We start from the raw sequence: 18,357 nt of genomic DNA on the forward strand, positions 1-18,357 counted from the left end.
CATAGCATCAGTACCCCTGTCATATCGTCGGTTTATTCCATCATCAGGTTGTCTGAAATATTCATACTGGCCACGGATTCAACTTTCCACACGCCATCTTCCTTGACCATGCAGTCAATCACGGTGTGATCCCGCTTTTTGCCGAATGAGATATAAACCTGCATACAGGCGGCATCGTAATCCAGCGCCCGCGCACTGACGATGCCCCAGTCATCTTCATATCCCTGAGCCTTGATGAACATATCGACGTCAGGCACGTCATATTCATCTGGATCCAGCTTATCCATGGCTTTGAGTTTGCTGATAGTTTCGCGGGTTACATATGGCCTCAGCGCTTCATAGTTTTTCAGGGGCTCTTTCCCGATAATAATTTGCGAGATGTACCATTTATTAAACTGAAGGGCAGCGGATACCTCAGGGGGGAACTTCTGTGCAGCGGATGCGAGAGTGGGCAGAAGCAGGATCGCCAGAATTATTTTTTTCATGTCAGTCATGCCTGTAAATTGCATATGCTGGCTTTAATTCCCGGTATTCCTTTCCCGGATACATTGTTCGCTGAACAAAATCAGAGTACCAGACGCCGTTCCCACCATAGATGCAAGCGTGGCCATATGGGTGGTGCGCAGTGGGCTGGATCACCGCCACATCGCCCTCAACAGGCTCACCGTAAACCTGGTGGAAACCCGCCAGAATTAAATTGCTTTTCATATCCTTAGCATAATGTGTGTTCTGTAGATTAGCACCGCCGGCGCGAATGGATTTCGAAACAAATTCTGCACATCTTTTCTGGCTATACTGACCTGCATGCTGGCGAGCATGAACTGCGGCTTTATGGGCACTCCACATAATTTAATCCCTTATTGAATAAATGGTTAACAAGGGAAACATTACGCCGAAAAGGGATGAGTTTATGTAATTAATCATGATCGGAATTTAACCACTATCAGACTGATAAATAATGGTTAACTTATCCATCAAAAGTCTTTATGCGCGCCCAGGTAAGGCAAAAAAGGATTAAAAAGAACCTGGCTTAAGGGGGAGGCATACGTAAAAAATGTATATGGTGCCTGCGCGTACTTTAGCTATCTTAAAAATAGGTATTTCCAATACAATTTTTATCATTGCCCGTCACCTTACCGCCTTTCTTATGAAATGCATTATTTATCAATACATTGAACAAATCTAACCATCCCATCCGCATCCCGTCACAGGGTCTATGCTTAATGAAAGTAGCCAAAAAGGGCGGTTTAGCCCAAAGCCCCTGCTCGCAGGGGGTTGAAGTGATAATCGTTATCACTAACATGGTGTTATGCCCTGGTGGCTTATCAGATGAGGTGGACCTATGGAACTGCATTCAGAAACCTTCAATCCGGCCGATTTTGCCTGGCGTGGCTTAACGCTGACGCCCGCGGCGGCGGCGCATATTCATGAGCTGGTGGCAAAAAATCCCGACATCCTCGGCGTACGCTTAGGCGTTAAGCAGACTGGCTGCGCGGGATTTGGCTACGTGCTGGATACCGTAACCGAACCTGAAAAGGACGATCTGGTCTTTGAAACCGACGGTGCAAAGTTATACGTCGCGCTACAGGCGATGCCGTTTATCGATGGAACCGAAGTCGACTACGTTCGGGAAGGTTTAAACCAGTTATTCAAATTTCATAACCCGAAAGCCCAGAACGAATGCGGCTGCGGCGAAAGCTTTGGGGTATAGGCGGTACTATGTCTCGTAATACTGAAGCAACGAGTGATGTAAACACCTGGAGCGGCGGACACCTCAACTATAAAGAGGGTTTCTTTACGCAGCTGCAAACCGATGAGCTGGCGAAAGGCATCAACGAAGAGGTCGTGCGCGCCATTTCGGCGAAACGTAACGAGCCGGAGTGGATGCTGGAGTTTCGCCTGAGCGCATTCCGCGCGTGGCTGGAGATGGAAGAACCCCACTGGCTGAAAGCGCATTACGATAAGCTGAACTATCAGGATTATAGCTACTACTCCGCGCCCTCCTGCGGCAGCTGTGATGATACCTGTGCCTCGCAACCCGGCGCGGTTCAGCAAACCGGCGCGGAGAACAGCTTCCTGAGTAAAGAGGTGGAAGAGGCGTTTAATCAGCTCGGCGTGCCCGTGCGCGAAGGCAAAGAGGTGGCGGTAGACGCCATTTTTGACTCCGTCTCGGTGGCAACCACCTACCGTGAAAAACTGGCGGAGCAGGGGATCATTTTCTGTTCCTTTGGTGAAGCCATTCACGATCACCCCGAGCTGGTGAAAAAGTATATTGGTACCGTGGTGCCGAGTAACGATAACTTCTTCGCGGCACTGAATGCGGCGGTGGCGTCAGACGGTACTTTTATCTACGTGCCGAAAGGCGTGCGCTGCCCGATGGAGCTCTCGACCTATTTCCGCATCAACGCGGAAAAAACCGGCCAGTTTGAACGCACCATCCTGGTGGCCGATGAAGGCAGCTACGTCAGCTATATCGAAGGCTGTTCGGCGCCGGTGCGCGACAGCTACCAGCTGCACGCGGCAGTGGTGGAGGTCATCATCCACAAAGATGCCGAGGTGAAATATTCCACGGTACAGAACTGGTTCCCGGGCGACGGCAACACCGGCGGTATTCTGAACTTCGTCACCAAACGCGCGCTGTGTGAAGGCGAAAACAGCAAAATGTCCTGGACGCAGTCAGAAACCGGCTCCGCCATTACCTGGAAATACCCGAGCTGTATTCTGCGCGGCGACAACTCCATCGGTGAGTTTTACTCCGTGGCGCTGACCAGCGGTCATCAGCAGGCCGATACCGGCACCAAGATGATCCACATCGGTAAAAACACCAAATCGACCATCATCTCCAAAGGGATCTCTGCCGGTCACAGCCAGAACAGCTATCGCGGGCTGGTGAAAATCATGCCGACGGCAACCAACGCGCGTAACTTCACCCAGTGTGACTCCATGCTGATTGGCGCGGACTGCGGGGCGCATACCTTCCCGTATGTCGAATGCCGCAATAACAGCGCCCAGCTTGAGCATGAGGCAACTACGTCACGTATTGGTGAAGATCAGCTTTTCTACTGCCTGCAACGCGGGATCAGTGAAGAAGATGCGATTTCAATGATCGTTAACGGCTTCTGTAAGGACGTGTTCTCTGAACTGCCGCTGGAATTTGCCGTTGAAGCCCAGAAACTCCTCGCCATTAGTCTTGAACACAGCGTCGGTTAAGGAAAGCACATGTTAAGCATTAAAGATTTACAGGTTAGCGTGGAAGAGAAAGAGATCCTGCGTGGCCTCAATTTTGACGTCAAACCGGGTGAAGTTCACGCCATCATGGGGCCAAACGGCTCCGGGAAAAGTACGCTTTCAGCGACGCTGGCAGGACGCGAAGATTATGAAGTTACCAGCGGCTCCGTTGAGTTTAACGGCAAAGATCTGCTGGAGATGTCGCCGGAAGAGCGTGCCGGCGAGGGCATCTTTATGGCCTTCCAGTATCCGGTGGAAATTCCGGGCGTCAGCAACCAGTTCTTCCTGCAAACCGCGCTGAACGCGGTGCGCAAGTATCGCGGCCTTGAGGCGCTGGATCGCTTTGACTTCCAGGATCTGATGGAAGAGAAGATCAAGCTGCTGAAAATGCCGGAAGATCTGTTGACCCGCTCGGTAAACGTGGGTTTCTCCGGCGGTGAGAAGAAACGTAACGATATTCTGCAAATGGCGGTTCTGGAACCGGCGCTGTGCATTCTCGATGAGACCGATTCAGGGCTGGATATCGATGCCCTGAAGATCGTTGCCGACGGGGTGAACTCCCTGCGTGACGGCAACCGCTCATTTATCATCGTGACTCACTACCAGCGAATACTTGACTACATCAAACCGGACTATGTCCATGTGCTTTACCAGGGACGCATTGTGAAATCCGGTGACTTTACGCTGGTTAAACAACTGGAGGAGCAGGGTTATGGCTGGCTTACCGAACAGCAGTAATGCACTTCAGCAGTGGCACCGGCTGTTTGAAACGCAGGGTGGAGCGCGCTCTGAACAGGCTCAGCACCATCTCCAGCAGATGCTGCGTCTCGGTTTACCGACGCGTAAACATGAGAACTGGAAATATACCCCGCTGGATGGCCTGCTGAACGGCGAGTTTGTCACCCGTCTGGCGCAGGTCAGCCCCGATCAGCGCGACATGCTGGCGCTGAGCGTGGATGCCGTGCGTCTGGTGTTTGTCGACGGTCTGTTCCGTGCGGAGCTGAGCGACAGCGTGCAGGAGAGCGGGTTCGATATCGTCATTAACGATGAACGTCAGTCGCTGAACGCGCCCGTTCAGCCTGAAGTCTTCCTGCACCTGACAGAGAGCCTGTCGCAATCTGTCACCCATATTCGCGTTAAGCGTAACCAGCGTCCGGCGAAACCGCTGCTGCTGATGCATATTACCCAGGGCGTTGAGGGTGATGAGATTAACACCGCCCACTATCGCCACCATCTTGAGCTGGCAGAAGGGGCGGAGGCGACGGTGATCGAGCATTACGTCAGCCTTAACGACACCCGTCATTTTACCGGTTCGCGTCTGACGATGAACGTGGCGGCCAATGCCCAGCTGCACCACATCAAGCTGGCGTTTGAGAATCCGCTCAGTCACCACTTCGCCCACAACGATATTCTGCTGGGCCAGGATGCCGCGGCGTACAGCCATAGCTTCCTGCTTGGCGGCGCGGTGCTGCGCCACAATACCAGCACCCAGCTGAACGGTGAAAACACTACGCTGCGTATTAACAGCCTGGCGATGCCGGTGAAGTCAGAAGTGTGCGACACGCGCACCTGGCTTGAGCATAACAAAGGCTACTGCAACAGCCGTCAGCTGCACAAAACCATCGTCAGCGACAAAGGACGTGCGGTGTTTAACGGCCTGATAAACGTGGCGCAGCACGCCATCAAAACTGACGGGCAGATGACCAACAACAACCTCTTGCTGGGACGTCTGGCAGAGGTGGACACCAAACCACAGCTGGAAATCTATGCGGACGACGTGAAATGCAGCCACGGCGCGACGGTCGGGCGTATTGACGATGAGCAGATGTTCTACCTGCGCTCGCGCGGGATAGACCAGCAGGCCGCGCAAAAGATGATTATTTACGCCTTTGCGGCTGAGCTGACGGAAGCGCTGCCCGATGGCGGACTTAAACAGCAGGTGCTGGCCCGTATCGGTCAGCGGCTGCCTGGAGGCGAAGCATGACATTTCCCGTAGAGAAAGTCCGGGCAGATTTTCCGGTACTGACCCGTGAAGTGAACGGTCTGCCGCTGGCCTATCTCGACAGTGCGGCCAGCGCGCAAAAACCAAATCAGGTGGTGGATGCGGAAGCCGAGTTTTACCGCCACGGTTATGCGGCGGTACATCGCGGGATCCACACCCTGAGCGCCGAGGCGACCCAGCGCATGGAAAACGTGCGCACGCAGGTTGCTGCCTTCCTCAACGCGCGTTCGCCGGAAGAGCTGGTATTCGTGCGCGGCACCACCGAAGGGATCAACCTGGTGGCTAACAGCTGGGGCAATGCGCAGGTGCACGCGGGGGATAACATCATCATCACCCAGATGGAGCACCACGCCAACATCGTGCCCTGGCAGATGCTCTGTGAGCGTGTGGGGGCGCAACTGCGGGTGATCCCCCTGAATGAAGACGGCACGCTCCAGCTGGAAAAGCTGGACGCCCTGCTGGACGACAGAACGCGGCTGGTGGCGGTGACCCACGTTTCAAACGTGCTGGGAACGGAAAATCCGGTGGCGCTGATCGTCGACAAAGCCCATCAGGTTGGTGCGAAAGTGTTGATTGATGGCGCCCAGGCGGTGATGCACCATGCGGTTGACGTTCAGGCCCTGGACTGCGATTTCTACGTCTTCTCCGGGCACAAGCTGTATGGCCCGACGGGCATCGGCGTGTTGTATGTGAAAGAGGACATTCTCCAGGCCATGCCGCCGTGGGAAGGGGGCGGGTCAATGATCGCCACCGTCAGCCTGACGGACGGCACAACCTACGCCCGTGCGCCCTGGCGCTTCGAGGCGGGTACGCCCAACACGGGCGGGATCATCGGGCTGGGCGCGGCCATTAGCTACGTCACTGAAACGGGGCTGGCGGCGATTCAGGAGTACGAACAGCAGCTGATGCATTATGCCTTGCAGGAGCTGGCCAGCGTCCCGGAACTGACCTTATATGGCCCTGCTGACCGTCTGGGTGTGATAGCCTTCAACCTCGGCAAGCATCACGCCTATGATGTGGGCAGTTTCCTTGATAATTACGGCGTCGCCGTGCGTACCGGGCATCACTGCGCGATGCCGCTGATGGCGTATTATCAGGTACCGGCTATGTGCCGCGCATCGCTGGTGATGTACAACACAACGGAAGAGGTCGACAGACTGGTGGCGGGACTAAAACGTATTCACCAGCTGCTTGGCTAACGGAGAGGCGAGAGATGGCAGATTTGCCGGACAGAGATAAATTGCTGCGCAACTTTGGGCGTTGCGCAAACTGGGAAGAGAAATACCTTTATATCATCGAGCTGGGTCAGCGCCTGCCGCCGCTCAGCGAAGAGGCGCATAACCCGGACAACATCATTCAGGGCTGCCAGAGCCAGGTCTGGATCCTGATGCAGCAGACGGACGAAGGCGTAATTCAATTACAGGGTGACAGCGATGCCGCCATTGTGAAGGGGCTTATTGCCGTCGTATTTATTCTTTATCACCAGATGTCGGCGCAGGATATTGTCGCCTTTGACGTTCGCCCGTGGTTTGAAAAAATGGCCTTAACCCAGCACCTCACCCCGTCCCGATCCCAGGGACTGGAAGCGATGATCCGCGCCATACGCGCCAAAGCCGCAATCCTTAGCTAAACTGACAGAACAGCATTCATTCTGTTTCGCGAGGTGGTTTCCACCTCGCTGGTTTTTCAGCTTTCTGACGTTTGGTCAGTGAATAAGGAATCTCAGCATGAAGCGCGCATCTCTAATAACTCTATTACTCCTTGGTTCGCTCAGTGCTGTTAATTCAGCCTGGGCGGTTGATTATCCTTTACCGCCCGCAGGCAGCCGCCTGATTGGGCAAAACCAGACATACACCATTCAGGAAGGTGACAATAAACTTCAGTCTATCGCTCGTCGCTTTAATACCGCCGCACAGCTGATCCTTGAAACCAATAATACCATTGCTCCGGTGAACCCTGCGCCAGGAACGGTCATTACCATCCCTTCCCAGATGCTACTGCCGGACACCGAGCGTGAGGGCATTGTGGTGAATCTGGCGGAGCTGCGTCTTTACTTCTATCCGCCTGGCGAAAATATCGTGCAGGTCTATCCGCTGGGTATTGGTCAGCTTGGGCTGGAAACACCGGTCAGCACCACCCGTGTGAGTCAGAAAATCCCTAACCCTACCTGGACCCCCACAGCGGGCATCAGAGCGCGCTCACTGGCCCAGGGCATTAAACTGCCGCCTGTGGTACCCGCAGGGCCAAATAACCCGCTGGGGCGCTTTGCGCTTCGTCTGGGTATCGGGAATGGGGAATATCTTATTCACGGCACCAGCGCGCCGGACAGCGTAGGGCTGCGGGTCAGCTCGGGTTGTATGCGGATGAACGCGCCCGATATCAAAGCGTTGTTTGAGCAAGTGCGCGTCGGCACGCGGGTGCAGATCATCAATGAGCCGGTGAAGTTCTCCGTCGAGCCGGACGGCAAACGTTATATCGAGGTGCACAGGCCGCTGGCGCAGGCTGAGGGCGAAAACCCACAGACGGTGCCGTTCACGCACTCGGCGGCGTTTACCGCCTTTGCAGCGGAGTCAGGTAGCGATAAAACGCAAATCGACAAGGCCCTGGCGCGCAGAGCGGGGATCCCGGTTGCCGTGTCAGCAGGCAGTGGTTCTTCAGCCAGCAATTCTGTCCTGTCGGTACAGAACAGTCGTGTCTCAGCGGCGGTGGCGGAAGGCGAGGGAGAGAAAGCGCTTCAGTAGAGGTTTGACGAAGGCAAAAAAAATGGCGCACAATGTGCGCCATTTTATTAACAGGTACTATTACTTACGGTATTTAGTAGCCTGGTTGTCCAGACGCTGGTTAGCGCGAGCTGCGTCGTCTTTAGCAGCCTGAACGTCGGAACGCATTGCGTTCACGTCGTTGCTCAGCTGGTCAACTTTAGCGTTCAGAGTCTGAACGTCAGAAGACAGCTGATCGATTTTAGCGTTGCTGGAGCAACCTGCCAGCAGAGTAGAACCCAGGATTACCGCGCCCAGTACCAGTTTAGTACGATTCATTATTAATACCCTCTAGATTGAGTTAATCTCCATGTAGCGTTACAAGTATTACACAAAGTTTTTTGGGTTGAGAATATTTTTTTGATGGGATTACGCCTATTTTTGATCGTTCGCTCAAAGAAGCAACGAAATCGGCAATTTTGACGAAAAAGCTATGTTAAAAAAGGCATTTTTCATCGGATTCATCTTAGATAAATCGCGATTAAATAGAAAAACCCGATTTGCTTTTTGAATAGTTCTGGTTAAAGGCGGGAATAAAAAAAGCGCCCCGAAGGACGCTTTTTAACAAAACAATAATTTGTTCGTGAAATATTACAGCACGTGGACAGATGCAGTGTTGGTGGTGCCGCTTGGAACCAGCGCGCCAGAAACCATAACCACCACGTCGCCTTTCTGGGCCAGGCCACAATCAACCAGTTCCAGAGCCACTTCTTTACCCAGACGATAGAAATCATCGGTAGAGGCAATCTCTTTCACCAGGTGTGGGATCACGCCTTTGCTCAGCACCAGCTGACGCGCGGTAGTTTCGTTGGTGGTCAGCGCCAGAATGGTCGCATCCGGGAAGTATTTACGCACGGCACGCGCAGATTTACCGCCCTGGGTCGCCACGACAATCAGTGGGGCTTCCAGTTTCTCAGCGGTTTCTACCGCACCACGGCACACGGCTTCGGTGATGCGCAGTTTACGGCTGTCGTTGTTGTAATCCAGACGGCTTTTCATCACGCGGTCGGTACGCTCACAGATGGTCGCCATGATGCCGACCGCTTCCAGAGGGTATTTCCCTTTTGCAGATTCGCCAGACAGCATAACGGCATCGGTACCGTCGAGGATGGCGTTTGCTACGTCGCCTGCTTCAGCGCGGGTAGGGCGTGGGTTTTTGATCATGGAGTCCAGCATCTGCGTTGCGGTGATAACCACTTTACGCGCGCGAACACATTTCTCGATCATCATCTTCTGCGCGAAGATCACTTCTTCAACCGGGATTTCAACGCCCAGGTCGCCACGCGCTACCATGATACCGTCAGACGCTTCGAGGATTTCGTCGAAGTTGTTCAGGCCTTCCTGGTTTTCGATCTTGGAGATGATCTGAATGTTCTCGCCGCCGTGCGCTTTCAGGTGCTCACGGATCTCAACCACGTCAGAACGTTTACGGATAAAGGAGGCAGCAACGAAGTCCACGCCTTGTTCGCAGCCGAAGATCAGGTCTTGTTTGTCTTTTTCAGCCAGCGCTGGCAGAGCAATGGACACACCCGGCAGGTTAACGCCTTTGTTTTCGCCCAGATCGCCGTTGTTCAGCACTTTACAGATAACCTTGTTACCTTCGATCGCCGTCACTTCCATGCCGATCAGGCCGTCATCCACCAGCACGGTGTTGCCAACGGACAGATCGCTGGTGAAGCCTTCGTAGGTCACGGCAACGATTTCGTTATTACCTACAACGGATTTGTCGGTGGTGAAGGTGAAGGTCTGGCCCGCTTTCAGGGAAACGTCGTTACCGCCTTCCAGTTTGATGGTGCGGATTTCAGGACCTTTGGTGTCGAGCAGGATTGCCGCTTTTTTCCCGGTCTTGCTCATCACGTTGCGCAAGTTCTGGATACGCTGACCGTGTTCAGCATAGTCGCCGTGGGAGAAGTTCAGACGCATCACGTTCATGCCGGCATCCAGCATTTTGCTCAGCATCTCTTCGGATTCGGTTTTCGGGCCGATAGTACAAACAATTTTCGTCTTTTTCATGACAGTCTTAGTCTTTAAGTTGGGAAGGATATGGAAATCTCGCTCCGGGGGCGCACCGCCGCGGAGTCAAACCTGTGTTGCGAAAGAGTATATGACACGCACTAAGAATAGGTGACATCAAATGAGCGTGCAGAAGAAAGTGTGCCTGAGTGCCAGCCCAACGAAGGAGAGGAGAAGTTGTACGTTGTTTTTTGTATTCCAAGCGCTGAAACCATTCACCAGGGATTTGGCGCGCATTATACGCTGATTTACAGTAAAAAGGAAAATGGAAACAGCGTTTCAAAACAATCTGTGCAGATTCACATAAGTTTGTTATCAAGGCGTTAAGGTCTAATGTCATCTTATGACGGCAGGCGCAACGCCCGCCGTTTTTTGCTCACTTTTCCAGCGCCTGCTGAAGGTCGGCGATCAGATCCTTCGCATCCTCAATCCCCACCGACAGGCGGATAAGCTGCGGCACAATGCCGTTTGCAAGACGCTGCGCCAGTGGTATGGAGGCGTGGGTCATGCTGTAGGGCTGGCTCACCAGACTCTCCACACCGCCCAGACTTTCCGCCAGGGTAAAGAGCTTTAGGTGACGGATCACCTCTGTCGCGTGTTGCGCATCGCCTTTAATCACAACGGAGATCATGCCGCCCGGCAGCGCCATTTGTCTGCGGGCCAGCGCATACTGGGGATGTGACGCCAGCCCGGGATAGAACACGCGGTCTACCTGCGGATGCTGCTCCAGCCATTGCGCAATTGCCAGTGCGTTGGCGCTGTGCTTCTCAACGCGCAGTGAGAGGGTGCGAATCCCCCGCAGCGTCAGGAAACTGCTGAACGGGTCCAGAACGCCGCCAACCGCGTTTTGCAGATAGCCCAGACGTTCCGCGAGATCCTTATTTGCCCCGACAACAGCCAGCCCGGCAACCACGTCTGAATGACCGTTGAGATATTTAGTGGCGGAGTGGACCACTATATCGAACCCCGCCTCCAGCGGCCGGTGAATGACCGGGGAGGCGAAGGTATTATCCGCCACGCTGATCGCATTATGGCGCCGGGCAATGTCCGCGATGGCCTCCAGGTCGGCCAGTTTCAGCAGCGGGTTCGTTGGCGTTTCCACCCAGATCATGCGCGTGTCCGGGCGAATGGCGGCCTCAAGCCCGGCTACATCGTCCGGCTTAACCCAGCTCACCTGTAACCCGGTGCTGCGCTTGCGCACGTTTTCGATCAGGCGATACGTACCGCCATACACGTCGTCAATGGCGACGATATGGCTGTCTTTATCCAGCAGTTCGAGCACGGTGGAAATGGCTGCCAGCCCTGACGCGAAAGCGTACCCGCGCGTGCCGCCTTCCAGTTCGGCGATGGCGGTCTCCAGCGCGTGGCGGGTTGGATTGCCGCTCCGGGAGTATTCGTAGCCGGTATGTTCACCCGGTGCCGGTTGCGCAAACGTCGACGTGGCGTAAATTGGCGGCATCACGGCGCCGTGCGGGTCGTGATACTCACCGCTGTGAACGCTGAGGGTGGCCAGGTTTTTCATCTTTTGCTCCTTTTATTTTGTCAGGCGGTTACGCCAGGCGGTGAGTACATCACTGCGTGTGATCAGACCCAGAAAGCGATCTTCGTCATAAATAATCGCCACCAGGCCACGGTCAAAGATGGCGTACAGGGCGCTCTCCGGGGCCTGCTTATCCAGATATTCGACCTGACGCGTCATGGCCGCCGTCACGGGGAGAGAGAAGCGATCGGCATCTCCCCCGATGTGTCGCAGCAGGTCCCACTCGTCGATGATGCCGACGACCTTGTCGTTATCGAGCACCGGCAGCTGGGAGATGTCGTACAGGCGCATGCGGGCCAGCACGGTGGAAAGCGTGTCGTCCGGGGCGGCAGTCACCGTCGCGCCTTCATCGTGGCGCAGGGCAATATAGTCCGAGAGATCGCCTGCCTGCGGACGCGAAATCAGCCCCTGCTGGCGCATCCAGTCGTCGTTGAACATCTTCGAGAGGTATTTATTGCCGCTGTCGCAGGCGAAGGTGACCACACGTTTTGGCGTAGTCTGCGCCTGGCAATATTTCAGCGCCGCCGCCAGCAGCGTGCCGGTGGAGGAGCCTGCCAGGATCCCTTCCGTTTTTAGCAGATCGCGGGCGGTGGTGAACGCCTCGCGATCGGTAATGCGCCAGGCGCGGTTAACCCCTTCGATGTGCGCCAGCGGAGGGATAAAGTCTTCGCCAATCCCCTCAACCAGCCACGATCCGGCATCCTGATGGCGTCCGTTTTCAACCTGGTCCGCCAGCACCGACCCGGCCGGATCGGCAAGCACAAATTCCGTCTGCGGCGAATGTTCTGCAAACCACGCCTGTAAGCCACCCAGCGTACCGCCGGACCCCACGCCGACGACGATGGCATCGATCTGGCCGTCAAGCTGTTCAAACAGTTCCGGTGCGGTAGTGGTGCGGTGCGCCAGCGGATTGGCCGCGTTATTGAACTGATCAATATAAAACGCGCCTGGCAGTTCGTTCGCCAGCCGCCGGGCATAATCCTGGTAGTAGGCCGGATGCCCTTTATTCACATCTGAACGGGTCAGCACGACCTGCGCCCCTAACGCGCGCAGGTGGAAAATCTTCTCGCGGCTCATTTTGTCCGGTACCACCAGGATCAGCGAGTAGCCCTTCTGCGCCGCAATCAACGCCAGCCCCAGGCCGGTGTTCCCCGCCGTGGCTTCAATAATGGTGCCGCCGGGCCGTAGCTGGCCCGTACGCTCGGCTTCATTAATCATCGACAACGCGACGCGGTCTTTAATCGAGCCGCCGGGATTCTGGTTTTCCAGCTTCAGAAACAGCGAGCAGGGGCCGGTGTCCAGCTTGTGCAGCTGGATGAGCGGCGTACGGCCAATCAGTTCGGTGACGGAGTGGTAAAGCGTCATGGTCATGTCCTGTGAAGAGGTGATGACCGGATGATAGAACCATGAAATTTTCTCAATAAAGAACTTTTCACTGAGTTTTAGAACGGAAAGGAATAATCCTTGTGTTTTCAGATGGAAAGACAGCAAGACGTAAAGTTGTCCGGATGTGAGGATGGCTATATCCGCATAAAGTGCTGCAAAATTAGCCGATTTCGTCGGGTGAGTAAGACCTGATATGCAAATGGCAGATAATTATTGCTGATATTCATCTAAATGCTTTTCACCCGCCAGTTCGCTACTTATTCCTGAGCATTATAAGAAATTCTTTTTTGGTCATTTAAAAGCTGATAACGGCTGTTTACTATCTTTTGGACATCCATACTGCTAAACCGCTATATGCGAAACGGATAACGAATAAGAATGATTGTACTCAGCAATATTTCGAAGGTTTTTGACAACGGGAAACAGGCGCTGACAGCCGTAGATAACGTCAACCTGACGATAGAGCAGGGAAAGATTTACGGGATCATCGGTTACAGCGGGGCCGGGAAAAGTACGCTGATCCGTCTGCTGAACGGTCTGGAAAAGCCCAGCGCCGGCAGCGTCACCATTAACGGTCAGGATATCTCCGCCGCGAAGGGAGAAGCGCTGCGTCAGGCACGCCTGAAAATCAGCATGGTGTTCCAGCACTTTAATCTGCTTTGGTCGCGCACGGTGAAGGAAAACATCGCCTTTTCAATGCAAATTGCCGGTGTGCCAAAAGCGCAAATTCAGGCTCGCGTTGCCGAGCTGGTGGAGCTGGTCGGCCTGAAGGGGCGCGAGAATGCCTACCCATCCCAGCTGAGCGGCGGGCAAAAACAACGTGTGGGCATTGCCCGCGCGCTGGCCAATCATCCGGACGTACTGCTGTGTGACGAAGCCACCTCGGCGCTGGATCCGCAGACCACCGATCAGATCCTCGATCTGCTCCTGGACATTAACCGTCGCTTTAACCTGACCATCGTACTCATTACGCATGAGATGCACGTGGTGCGCAAAATCTGCGACCGCGTGGCGGTGATGGAAAACGGCAAGGTGGTGGAAGAGGGGGACGTGCTGAGCGTGTTTACGCATCCGCAGCAGCCGATCACCCGGCAGTTTGTCCGCCAGGTGAGCCAGTACGCGGAGGAAGAGACCTTCAATACCGAACTGGCAAACGATCTGGAAGGCACGGTGATCAGGCTGACCTTCACCGGGCACAGCACGCACAGGCCGATCGTCGGTGAACTGACCCTGCGCTACGGCCTGCCGTTTAACATCCTGCACGGCAAAATGACGCAAACCGCCCACGGTGTTTTCGGGCAGCTCTGGGTGCACGTGGTGGCATCGGACGAACAACTGAACAATATCCTCGCCGACCTGAAGCAAAGCGATATTGAAGGCGAGGTAATCAAGCATGGCTGAAGAACTCTTTCCGCACCTGAAGTGGGATCAGCTTTGGGCTGCAACCCAGGAGACGCTTTACATGACCGCGCTTTCCGGCGTGGCGACGTTTGTCCTGGGGATCGCGCTCGGTCTGGCGCTGTTTTTAACCGCCCGCGGCGGGTTATTCCACAACCGCACGGTCTACAGCGTGATGTCGATTGTGGTGAACGTGTTCCGCTCGATTCCGTTCATCATTCTTATCGTTCTGCTGATCCCGTTCACCAAGACCGTTGTGGGGACCATTCTTGGCGCTAACGCTGCGCTGCCCGCCCTGATTGTGGGCGCGGCGCCGTTCTACGCCCGTCTGGTCGAGATTGCCCTGCGAGAAGTGGACAAAGGAGTCATTGAGGCCACGCGCTCGATGGGCGCGCGGCTGAGCACGTTAGTGTTTCGGGTTTTATTGCCGGAATCTTCACCCGCACTGGTTTCAGGTATGACGGTGACGCTGATTGCGCTGGTGAGCTACAGCGCAATGGCAGGGGTGATAGGTGCCGGCGGTTTGGGAAATCTGGCTTATCTGGAAGGATTCCAGCGCAACCATGGTGACGTCACGCTGGTGGCAACGGTGACCATTCTGATCATCGTGTTCATTATCCAGTTCTGCGGCGATGCCATTACTTCACTGTTAGATAAACGCTAATAAATACACACAGGAACCACATCATGAAAAAGACACTGACACTGATCGCCGCCGCAACCCTGAGCGCCCTGAGCTTTGCCTCCTGGGCGGACACGCTCACCGTGGGGGCGTCCAACACCCCGCACGCGGAAATTCTGGAGCAGGCTAAGCCGATTCTGGCGAAGCAGGGGATCGATCTGGAGATTAAACCATTCCAGGACTACATTCTGCCAAACACGGCGCTGGCGGGGCATGACATTGACGCCAACTATTTCCAGCACATCCCTTACCTGAACAGCGTCCTGAAAGATCACGCGGGCGATAAGGATTATGATTTTGTCAGTGCGGGCGCAATCCACATTGAGCCGATCGGTATCTATTCGAAAAAATACAAATCGCTGAAGGATCTGCCGGAAGGCGGCAAAATCATCATGCGTGATGCGGTTTCCGAGGAAGGGCGTATTCTCTCCATCTTCGAAAAAGAGGGCGTGATCAAGCTGAAGCCAGGCATCGATAAAGTGACCGCGCGCATCAGCGATATCGTGGAGAACCCGAAAAAGCTGCAATTCACCCCTAACGTTGAGGCATCTCTGCTGCCGCAGATGTACAACAACGACGAAGGTGCTGCGGTGGTGATCAACGCCAACTACGCAATTGATGCCGGTCTGGATCCGGTGCACGATCCCATTGCGGTTGAAAGCGGTGAGAATAACCCGTACGCCAACATCATTACCGTTCATCGCGGTGACGAGAAGAAGAAGGATATCGTCGCGCTGGTGAACGTGCTGCACTCCAAAGAGATTCAGGACTGGATCCGCACCAAATACAAAGGCGCAGTCATCCCGGTAAACAACTAATCTCCTGATTTTCCAGACGAAGCCCGGCGAACTACACGCCGGGCTTCTTTTTTGTATCCAGCCGACGAATGATTTAAGCTGACGGTTTAGGGCAACGGAGTGATGGCAATGGGCAATGTGACCAAAGACGAAGCGCTGTACCAGGAGATGTGTCGGGTGGTAGGCAAGGTCGTTCTCGAAATGCGTGATTTAGGGCAGGAGCCGAAACATATTGTCATTGCGGGCGTTCTGCGTACCGCGCTGGCGAACCAGCGCGTTAAGCGCAGTGAGTTGACCACCAAAGCGATGGAAACGGTGGTTAAAGCGCTGGCCGGCTAACTCGCCAGCGCTTCGCGAGCAGCTCAAGCGAGCAGCAGAGCAGGTAATAGATCACACCCGTGAAGATAAAAATGGCCGCCGGGTAAATTTGCACCCGGTTGTTGATCTGTCCCGCCACCGTGGTCAGTTCAGGAACGTTCACGATAAACGCCAGCGACGTATCCTTCAGCAGGCTGATAAAAATCCCCACCAGCGACGGCAGAATATTTCTCAGCGCCTGCGGCAGCAGCACGCGCCACAGCGTTTGCTGCGTACTGAACCCTTGAGAAAGCGCGGCCTCATTCTGGCCCGACGGCAGGGCTCTCAGTCCGGCTAACACCGAATGCATCACCGCAGCCGCGGTAAACCAGGCCAGCGCCAGCGTGACGGTCGTCGCGCCCGGGAGATCCCTGCCGGTTATCAGTGGCAGCAGATACCACATCCAGAATATCACGAAGATCAGGGGGATCCCGCGAATCAACTCTGCCCATGCAAACAGCGCACTGCGCACCACGCCGGGATAGCGCCAGGCGACGCAAGCCAGCACAATCCCGCCGGGCAGGGCAAGCGCGGCGGCGCCTGCGGCCATCAGCAGTGAGAGCAGTACGCCGCCGGGTTCTCCCGCAGCCGCACGTCCCCAAAGCAGATAATCCAGGTTTTCGACAATAACGTTAAATCCGGGGATCATGATTTTTCCTCCCTGAATGGGGGCCGAGGCGCACCAGCACGCTTCCCGTCACCATCCCGGTAAGCAAGTAGAGCACCGTACCGAAGGTGAAGGCTTCCAGTGCATGGGCGTTGTAACTTTCTATCTGGCGGACCTGGTAGGTCAGTTCGGCGAAGCCAATCCCGCTCGCGAGCGAGGAGAGCTTCATCAGGTTAAGGTACTGGCCAACGACGGGCTGCCACGCGTTAGCGAGCCCCTGTGGCAGAAGAATGTAGCGAAACAGACGCCATGAGGAAAATCCCTGAGCGAGCGCCGCCTCCCGTTGCCCGGCAGGTACGGAACGCAGCCCCGATTCCACTTCTTCAATTAAAAACGCCGAGGTAAAGACGCCTAACCCCCAGGCGGAGCATAAAAACTCTGGCGTAAACCACCAGACGTCACCGGGTAAAATGGACCAGCTGTGGTCTGCGTTCACCGCGTCACGCAGCCCCTGCGGCAACCCGTTCCAGGCGGCGAAATACCAGAACAGCAGCTGTACCAGCAGCGGCGTATTGCGAAACAGCGATACCCAGCAGCTGACGATCAATGTCCCGAAACGTCCCCCGGAAAGCCGCAAAAGCATAAAGAACAAGGCGAGCAGGCTGGCCAGCATAATCCCCGCCAGCGTCACCCACAGAGTGGTGAGAAATCCGGAGAGGATCCAGTGCAGGGGCTGTCCGGCCAGCACCCCCTGCCAGTCCAGAGCGGGCATTACAGTTGCTCCTGATGCAGCGGATCCAGCACTTTTTGCAGGAAACGCCTCGCACGGGGATGCGACGGTTGATTGAAAAATTGCGCCGGGGGCGCGGTTTCCAGAATTTTTCCGCCGTCGATAAAGACGATTCGATCGGCAATTTCCCGGGCGAACTGCATCTCATGGGTAACGACAATCATGGTGATCCCGCTGTGCGCGAGGGTTTTCATCACAAACAGCACTTCGCCAATCATTTCCGGGTCGAGTGCCGACGTCGGCTCGTCAAAGAGAATGATTTGCGGCGACGAGGCCAGAGCACGGGCAATCGCCACGCGCTGCTGCTGTCCGCCGGAAAGTTCAGCGGGGAAGCGGTGCGCCTTCTCCAGCATGCCGACCTTCTCCAGCAGCGCCAGCGCGCGCTCCTGGGCAGGCAGGGGTTTCCAGCCGTGAACGTGCTCCAGTGCCAGGGTGATGTTCTGACTGGCGGTAAGGTGGGCATAGAGATTGAACTGCTGGAACACAAACCCGACGCGGCTGCGTAACTGACGTAGCCTGCTGCCGGAAAGCTGTCCGGTCGGCTTGTGGTCGATCAGAATCTCCCCGCCGCTCAGGCTCTCAAGCTGGTTGATAAGCCGAATCAGGGTCGATTTTCCGGAACCCGAAGGGCCGAGAATGGCAACCACTTCACCCGGCATGATGGTGAGGTTAATGTCGGTTAAAACCGGATGATCGCCGTAGCGTTTGTCCACATGGCGAAACTCAACGCTGGCCTGTTCCAGAAGTGAAAAATCCGCGGCATTGGCCGCGGAGCGTGAAAATAAACCTGAGAGCATA

20 protein-coding genes are annotated in these 18,357 nt (G+C 55.2%); 11 read left to right on the forward strand and 9 right to left on the reverse strand.

The features are described 5' to 3' along the window. Positions 1-32: 32 nt before the first annotated feature. Both IMQ56_RS06470 and IMQ56_RS06475 read right to left on the reverse strand, forming a co-directional pair. Positions 33-485 carry a DUF3828 domain-containing protein gene (locus IMQ56_RS06470; protein ID WP_017384630.1) on the reverse strand — a complete coding sequence of 151 codons (453 nt, stop codon included), beginning with the start codon at positions 483-485 and terminating at the stop codon, positions 33-35. Between the two features lies 1 nt (position 486). Further along, entirely contained in the window at positions 487-846 is a 360-nt protein-coding gene (locus tag IMQ56_RS06475) for a hypothetical protein (protein ID WP_017693570.1), read from the reverse strand. A gap of 496 nt (positions 847-1,342) precedes the next feature. Here IMQ56_RS06475 and sufA point away from each other — a divergent pair, with 496 nt between their 5' ends. From sufA to IMQ56_RS06510, 7 genes are all read left to right on the forward strand, one after another. Beyond that, a complete protein-coding gene (gene sufA, locus IMQ56_RS06480; protein WP_003857741.1) occupies positions 1,343-1,711 on the forward strand; it encodes a Fe-S cluster assembly scaffold SufA in 369 nt (122 codons plus the stop codon). Between the two features lie 8 nt (positions 1,712-1,719). Continuing rightward, the gene (sufB, locus tag IMQ56_RS06485; protein ID WP_003857739.1) at positions 1,720-3,210 is read left to right on the forward strand and encodes a Fe-S cluster assembly protein SufB; all 1,491 of its coding nucleotides are present in this window, start codon (positions 1,720-1,722) and stop codon (positions 3,208-3,210) included. A gap of 9 nt (positions 3,211-3,219) precedes the next feature. Beyond that, entirely contained in the window at positions 3,220-3,966 is a 747-nt protein-coding gene (gene sufC / locus IMQ56_RS06490; protein ID WP_003857736.1) for a Fe-S cluster assembly ATPase SufC, read from the forward strand. Then, positions 3,941-5,212 (forward strand): Fe-S cluster assembly protein SufD, encoded by a 1,272-nt coding sequence (gene sufD, locus IMQ56_RS06495; RefSeq protein ID WP_047729004.1) that lies wholly within the window; start codon positions 3,941-3,943, stop codon positions 5,210-5,212. The genes sufC and sufD overlap by 26 nt, the downstream gene beginning before the upstream one ends. Beyond that, positions 5,209-6,429 carry a cysteine desulfurase SufS gene (gene sufS / locus IMQ56_RS06500; protein ID WP_032619799.1) on the forward strand — a complete coding sequence of 407 codons (1,221 nt, stop codon included), beginning with the start codon at positions 5,209-5,211 and terminating at the stop codon, positions 6,427-6,429. Before sufD ends, sufS begins: the two co-directional genes overlap by 4 nt. Before the next feature lie 14 nt (positions 6,430-6,443). Continuing rightward, on the forward strand, positions 6,444-6,860 hold the full coding sequence (gene sufE, locus IMQ56_RS06505) for a cysteine desulfuration protein SufE (protein WP_015570705.1): 417 nt from the start codon (positions 6,444-6,446) through the stop codon (positions 6,858-6,860). A gap of 97 nt (positions 6,861-6,957) precedes the next feature. Next, a complete protein-coding gene (locus IMQ56_RS06510) occupies positions 6,958-7,971 on the forward strand; it encodes a L,D-transpeptidase family protein (protein WP_032648093.1) in 1,014 nt (337 codons plus the stop codon). Between the two features lie 60 nt (positions 7,972-8,031). On the opposite strand, the gene lpp is transcribed toward IMQ56_RS06510, so the two are convergent. The 4 genes from lpp to IMQ56_RS06530 form a co-directional block, all read right to left on the reverse strand. Then, positions 8,032-8,268 carry a murein lipoprotein Lpp gene (gene lpp / locus IMQ56_RS06515; RefSeq protein ID WP_001082307.1) on the reverse strand — a complete coding sequence of 79 codons (237 nt, stop codon included), beginning with the start codon at positions 8,266-8,268 and terminating at the stop codon, positions 8,032-8,034. 312 nt (positions 8,269-8,580) lie between these two features. Continuing rightward, positions 8,581-10,002: a pyruvate kinase PykF gene (gene pykF / locus IMQ56_RS06520; RefSeq protein ID WP_015570703.1), complete on the reverse strand. Its 1,422-nt coding sequence runs from the start codon at positions 10,000-10,002 to the stop codon at positions 8,581-8,583. A 376-nt stretch (positions 10,003-10,378) separates the two neighbouring features. Then, on the reverse strand, positions 10,379-11,524 hold the full coding sequence (locus IMQ56_RS06525; RefSeq protein WP_045334080.1) for a PLP-dependent aspartate aminotransferase family protein: 1,146 nt from the start codon (positions 11,522-11,524) through the stop codon (positions 10,379-10,381). Positions 11,525-11,536: 12 nt separating this feature from the next. Next, entirely contained in the window at positions 11,537-12,907 is a 1,371-nt protein-coding gene (locus IMQ56_RS06530) for a cystathionine beta-synthase (protein WP_047062639.1), read from the reverse strand. Positions 12,908-13,306: 399 nt separating this feature from the next. Here IMQ56_RS06530 and IMQ56_RS06535 point away from each other — a divergent pair, with 399 nt between their 5' ends. The 4 genes from IMQ56_RS06535 (at position 13,307) to fumD (ending at position 16,144) form a co-directional block, all read left to right on the forward strand. Beyond that, the gene (locus IMQ56_RS06535; protein WP_047719404.1) at positions 13,307-14,329 is read left to right on the forward strand and encodes an ATP-binding cassette domain-containing protein; all 1,023 of its coding nucleotides are present in this window, start codon (positions 13,307-13,309) and stop codon (positions 14,327-14,329) included. After that, positions 14,322-14,990, forward strand: a complete 669-nt coding sequence (locus tag IMQ56_RS06540) for a methionine ABC transporter permease (RefSeq protein WP_017384621.1) — start codon at positions 14,322-14,324, stop codon at positions 14,988-14,990. The genes IMQ56_RS06535 and IMQ56_RS06540 overlap by 8 nt, the downstream gene beginning before the upstream one ends. 23 nt (positions 14,991-15,013) lie before the next feature. Next, the gene (locus tag IMQ56_RS06545) at positions 15,014-15,826 is read left to right on the forward strand and encodes a MetQ/NlpA family ABC transporter substrate-binding protein (RefSeq protein WP_003857677.1); all 813 of its coding nucleotides are present in this window, start codon (positions 15,014-15,016) and stop codon (positions 15,824-15,826) included. Between the two features lie 108 nt (positions 15,827-15,934). Then, positions 15,935-16,144 carry a fumarate hydratase FumD gene (gene fumD / locus IMQ56_RS06550; protein ID WP_003857676.1) on the forward strand — a complete coding sequence of 70 codons (210 nt, stop codon included), beginning with the start codon at positions 15,935-15,937 and terminating at the stop codon, positions 16,142-16,144. On the opposite strand, the gene IMQ56_RS06555 is transcribed toward fumD, so the two are convergent. From IMQ56_RS06555 to IMQ56_RS06565, 3 genes are read right to left on the reverse strand one after another with little or no spacing between them, the layout of a single operon-like run. Beyond that, a complete protein-coding gene (locus IMQ56_RS06555) occupies positions 16,125-16,811 on the reverse strand; it encodes an amino acid ABC transporter permease (protein WP_015570700.1) in 687 nt (228 codons plus the stop codon). The genes fumD and IMQ56_RS06555 overlap by 20 nt on opposite strands. Then, complete coding sequence (locus IMQ56_RS06560; protein WP_023303553.1) at positions 16,795-17,541, reverse strand: amino acid ABC transporter permease; 747 nt, start codon at positions 17,539-17,541, stop codon at positions 16,795-16,797. The genes IMQ56_RS06555 and IMQ56_RS06560 overlap by 17 nt, the downstream gene beginning before the upstream one ends. Next, complete coding sequence (locus IMQ56_RS06565; protein ID WP_017384620.1) at positions 17,541-18,356, reverse strand: amino acid ABC transporter ATP-binding protein; 816 nt, start codon at positions 18,354-18,356, stop codon at positions 17,541-17,543. Before IMQ56_RS06565 ends, IMQ56_RS06560 begins: the two co-directional genes overlap by 1 nt. Position 18,357 lies beyond the last annotated feature (1 nt).

It is taken from the genome of Enterobacter sp. Res13-Sevr-PEC09-46 (assembly GCF_015672585.1).
Lineage (GTDB): Bacteria > Pseudomonadota > Gammaproteobacteria > Enterobacterales > Enterobacteriaceae > Enterobacter > Enterobacter hormaechei_C.

What these genes read in the sequence shown, in the direction of transcription:
- IMQ56_RS06470 (WP_017384630.1), bottom strand. Translation starts at nt 485, where the DNA reads ATGAAAAAAATAATTCTGGCGATCCTGCTTCTGCCCACTCTCGCATCC.
- IMQ56_RS06475 (WP_017693570.1), bottom strand. Translation starts at nt 846, where the DNA reads ATGTGGAGTGCCCATAAAGCCGCAGTTCATGCTCGCCAGCATGCAGGT.
- sufA (WP_003857741.1), top strand. Translation starts at nt 1,343, where the DNA reads ATGGAACTGCATTCAGAAACCTTCAATCCGGCCGATTTTGCCTGGCGT.
- sufB (WP_003857739.1), top strand. Translation starts at nt 1,720, where the DNA reads ATGTCTCGTAATACTGAAGCAACGAGTGATGTAAACACCTGGAGCGGC.
- sufC (WP_003857736.1), top strand. Translation starts at nt 3,220, where the DNA reads ATGTTAAGCATTAAAGATTTACAGGTTAGCGTGGAAGAGAAAGAGATC.
- sufD (WP_047729004.1), top strand. Translation starts at nt 3,941, where the DNA reads ATGGCTGGCTTACCGAACAGCAGTAATGCACTTCAGCAGTGGCACCGG.
- sufS (WP_032619799.1), top strand. Translation starts at nt 5,209, where the DNA reads ATGACATTTCCCGTAGAGAAAGTCCGGGCAGATTTTCCGGTACTGACC.
- sufE (WP_015570705.1), top strand. Translation starts at nt 6,444, where the DNA reads ATGGCAGATTTGCCGGACAGAGATAAATTGCTGCGCAACTTTGGGCGT.
- IMQ56_RS06510 (WP_032648093.1), top strand. Translation starts at nt 6,958, where the DNA reads ATGAAGCGCGCATCTCTAATAACTCTATTACTCCTTGGTTCGCTCAGT.
- lpp (WP_001082307.1), bottom strand. Translation starts at nt 8,268, where the DNA reads ATGAATCGTACTAAACTGGTACTGGGCGCGGTAATCCTGGGTTCTACT.
- pykF (WP_015570703.1), bottom strand. Translation starts at nt 10,002, where the DNA reads ATGAAAAAGACGAAAATTGTTTGTACTATCGGCCCGAAAACCGAATCC.
- IMQ56_RS06525 (WP_045334080.1), bottom strand. Translation starts at nt 11,524, where the DNA reads ATGAAAAACCTGGCCACCCTCAGCGTTCACAGCGGTGAGTATCACGAC.
- IMQ56_RS06530 (WP_047062639.1), bottom strand. Translation starts at nt 12,907, where the DNA reads ATGACGCTTTACCACTCCGTCACCGAACTGATTGGCCGTACGCCGCTC.
- IMQ56_RS06535 (WP_047719404.1), top strand. Translation starts at nt 13,307, where the DNA reads ATGATTGTACTCAGCAATATTTCGAAGGTTTTTGACAACGGGAAACAG.
- IMQ56_RS06540 (WP_017384621.1), top strand. Translation starts at nt 14,322, where the DNA reads ATGGCTGAAGAACTCTTTCCGCACCTGAAGTGGGATCAGCTTTGGGCT.
- IMQ56_RS06545 (WP_003857677.1), top strand. Translation starts at nt 15,014, where the DNA reads ATGAAAAAGACACTGACACTGATCGCCGCCGCAACCCTGAGCGCCCTG.
- fumD (WP_003857676.1), top strand. Translation starts at nt 15,935, where the DNA reads ATGGGCAATGTGACCAAAGACGAAGCGCTGTACCAGGAGATGTGTCGG.
- IMQ56_RS06555 (WP_015570700.1), bottom strand. Translation starts at nt 16,811, where the DNA reads ATGATCCCCGGATTTAACGTTATTGTCGAAAACCTGGATTATCTGCTT.
- IMQ56_RS06560 (WP_023303553.1), bottom strand. Translation starts at nt 17,541, where the DNA reads ATGCCCGCTCTGGACTGGCAGGGGGTGCTGGCCGGACAGCCCCTGCAC.
- IMQ56_RS06565 (WP_017384620.1), bottom strand. Translation starts at nt 18,356, where the DNA reads ATGCTCTCAGGTTTATTTTCACGCTCCGCGGCCAATGCCGCGGATTTT.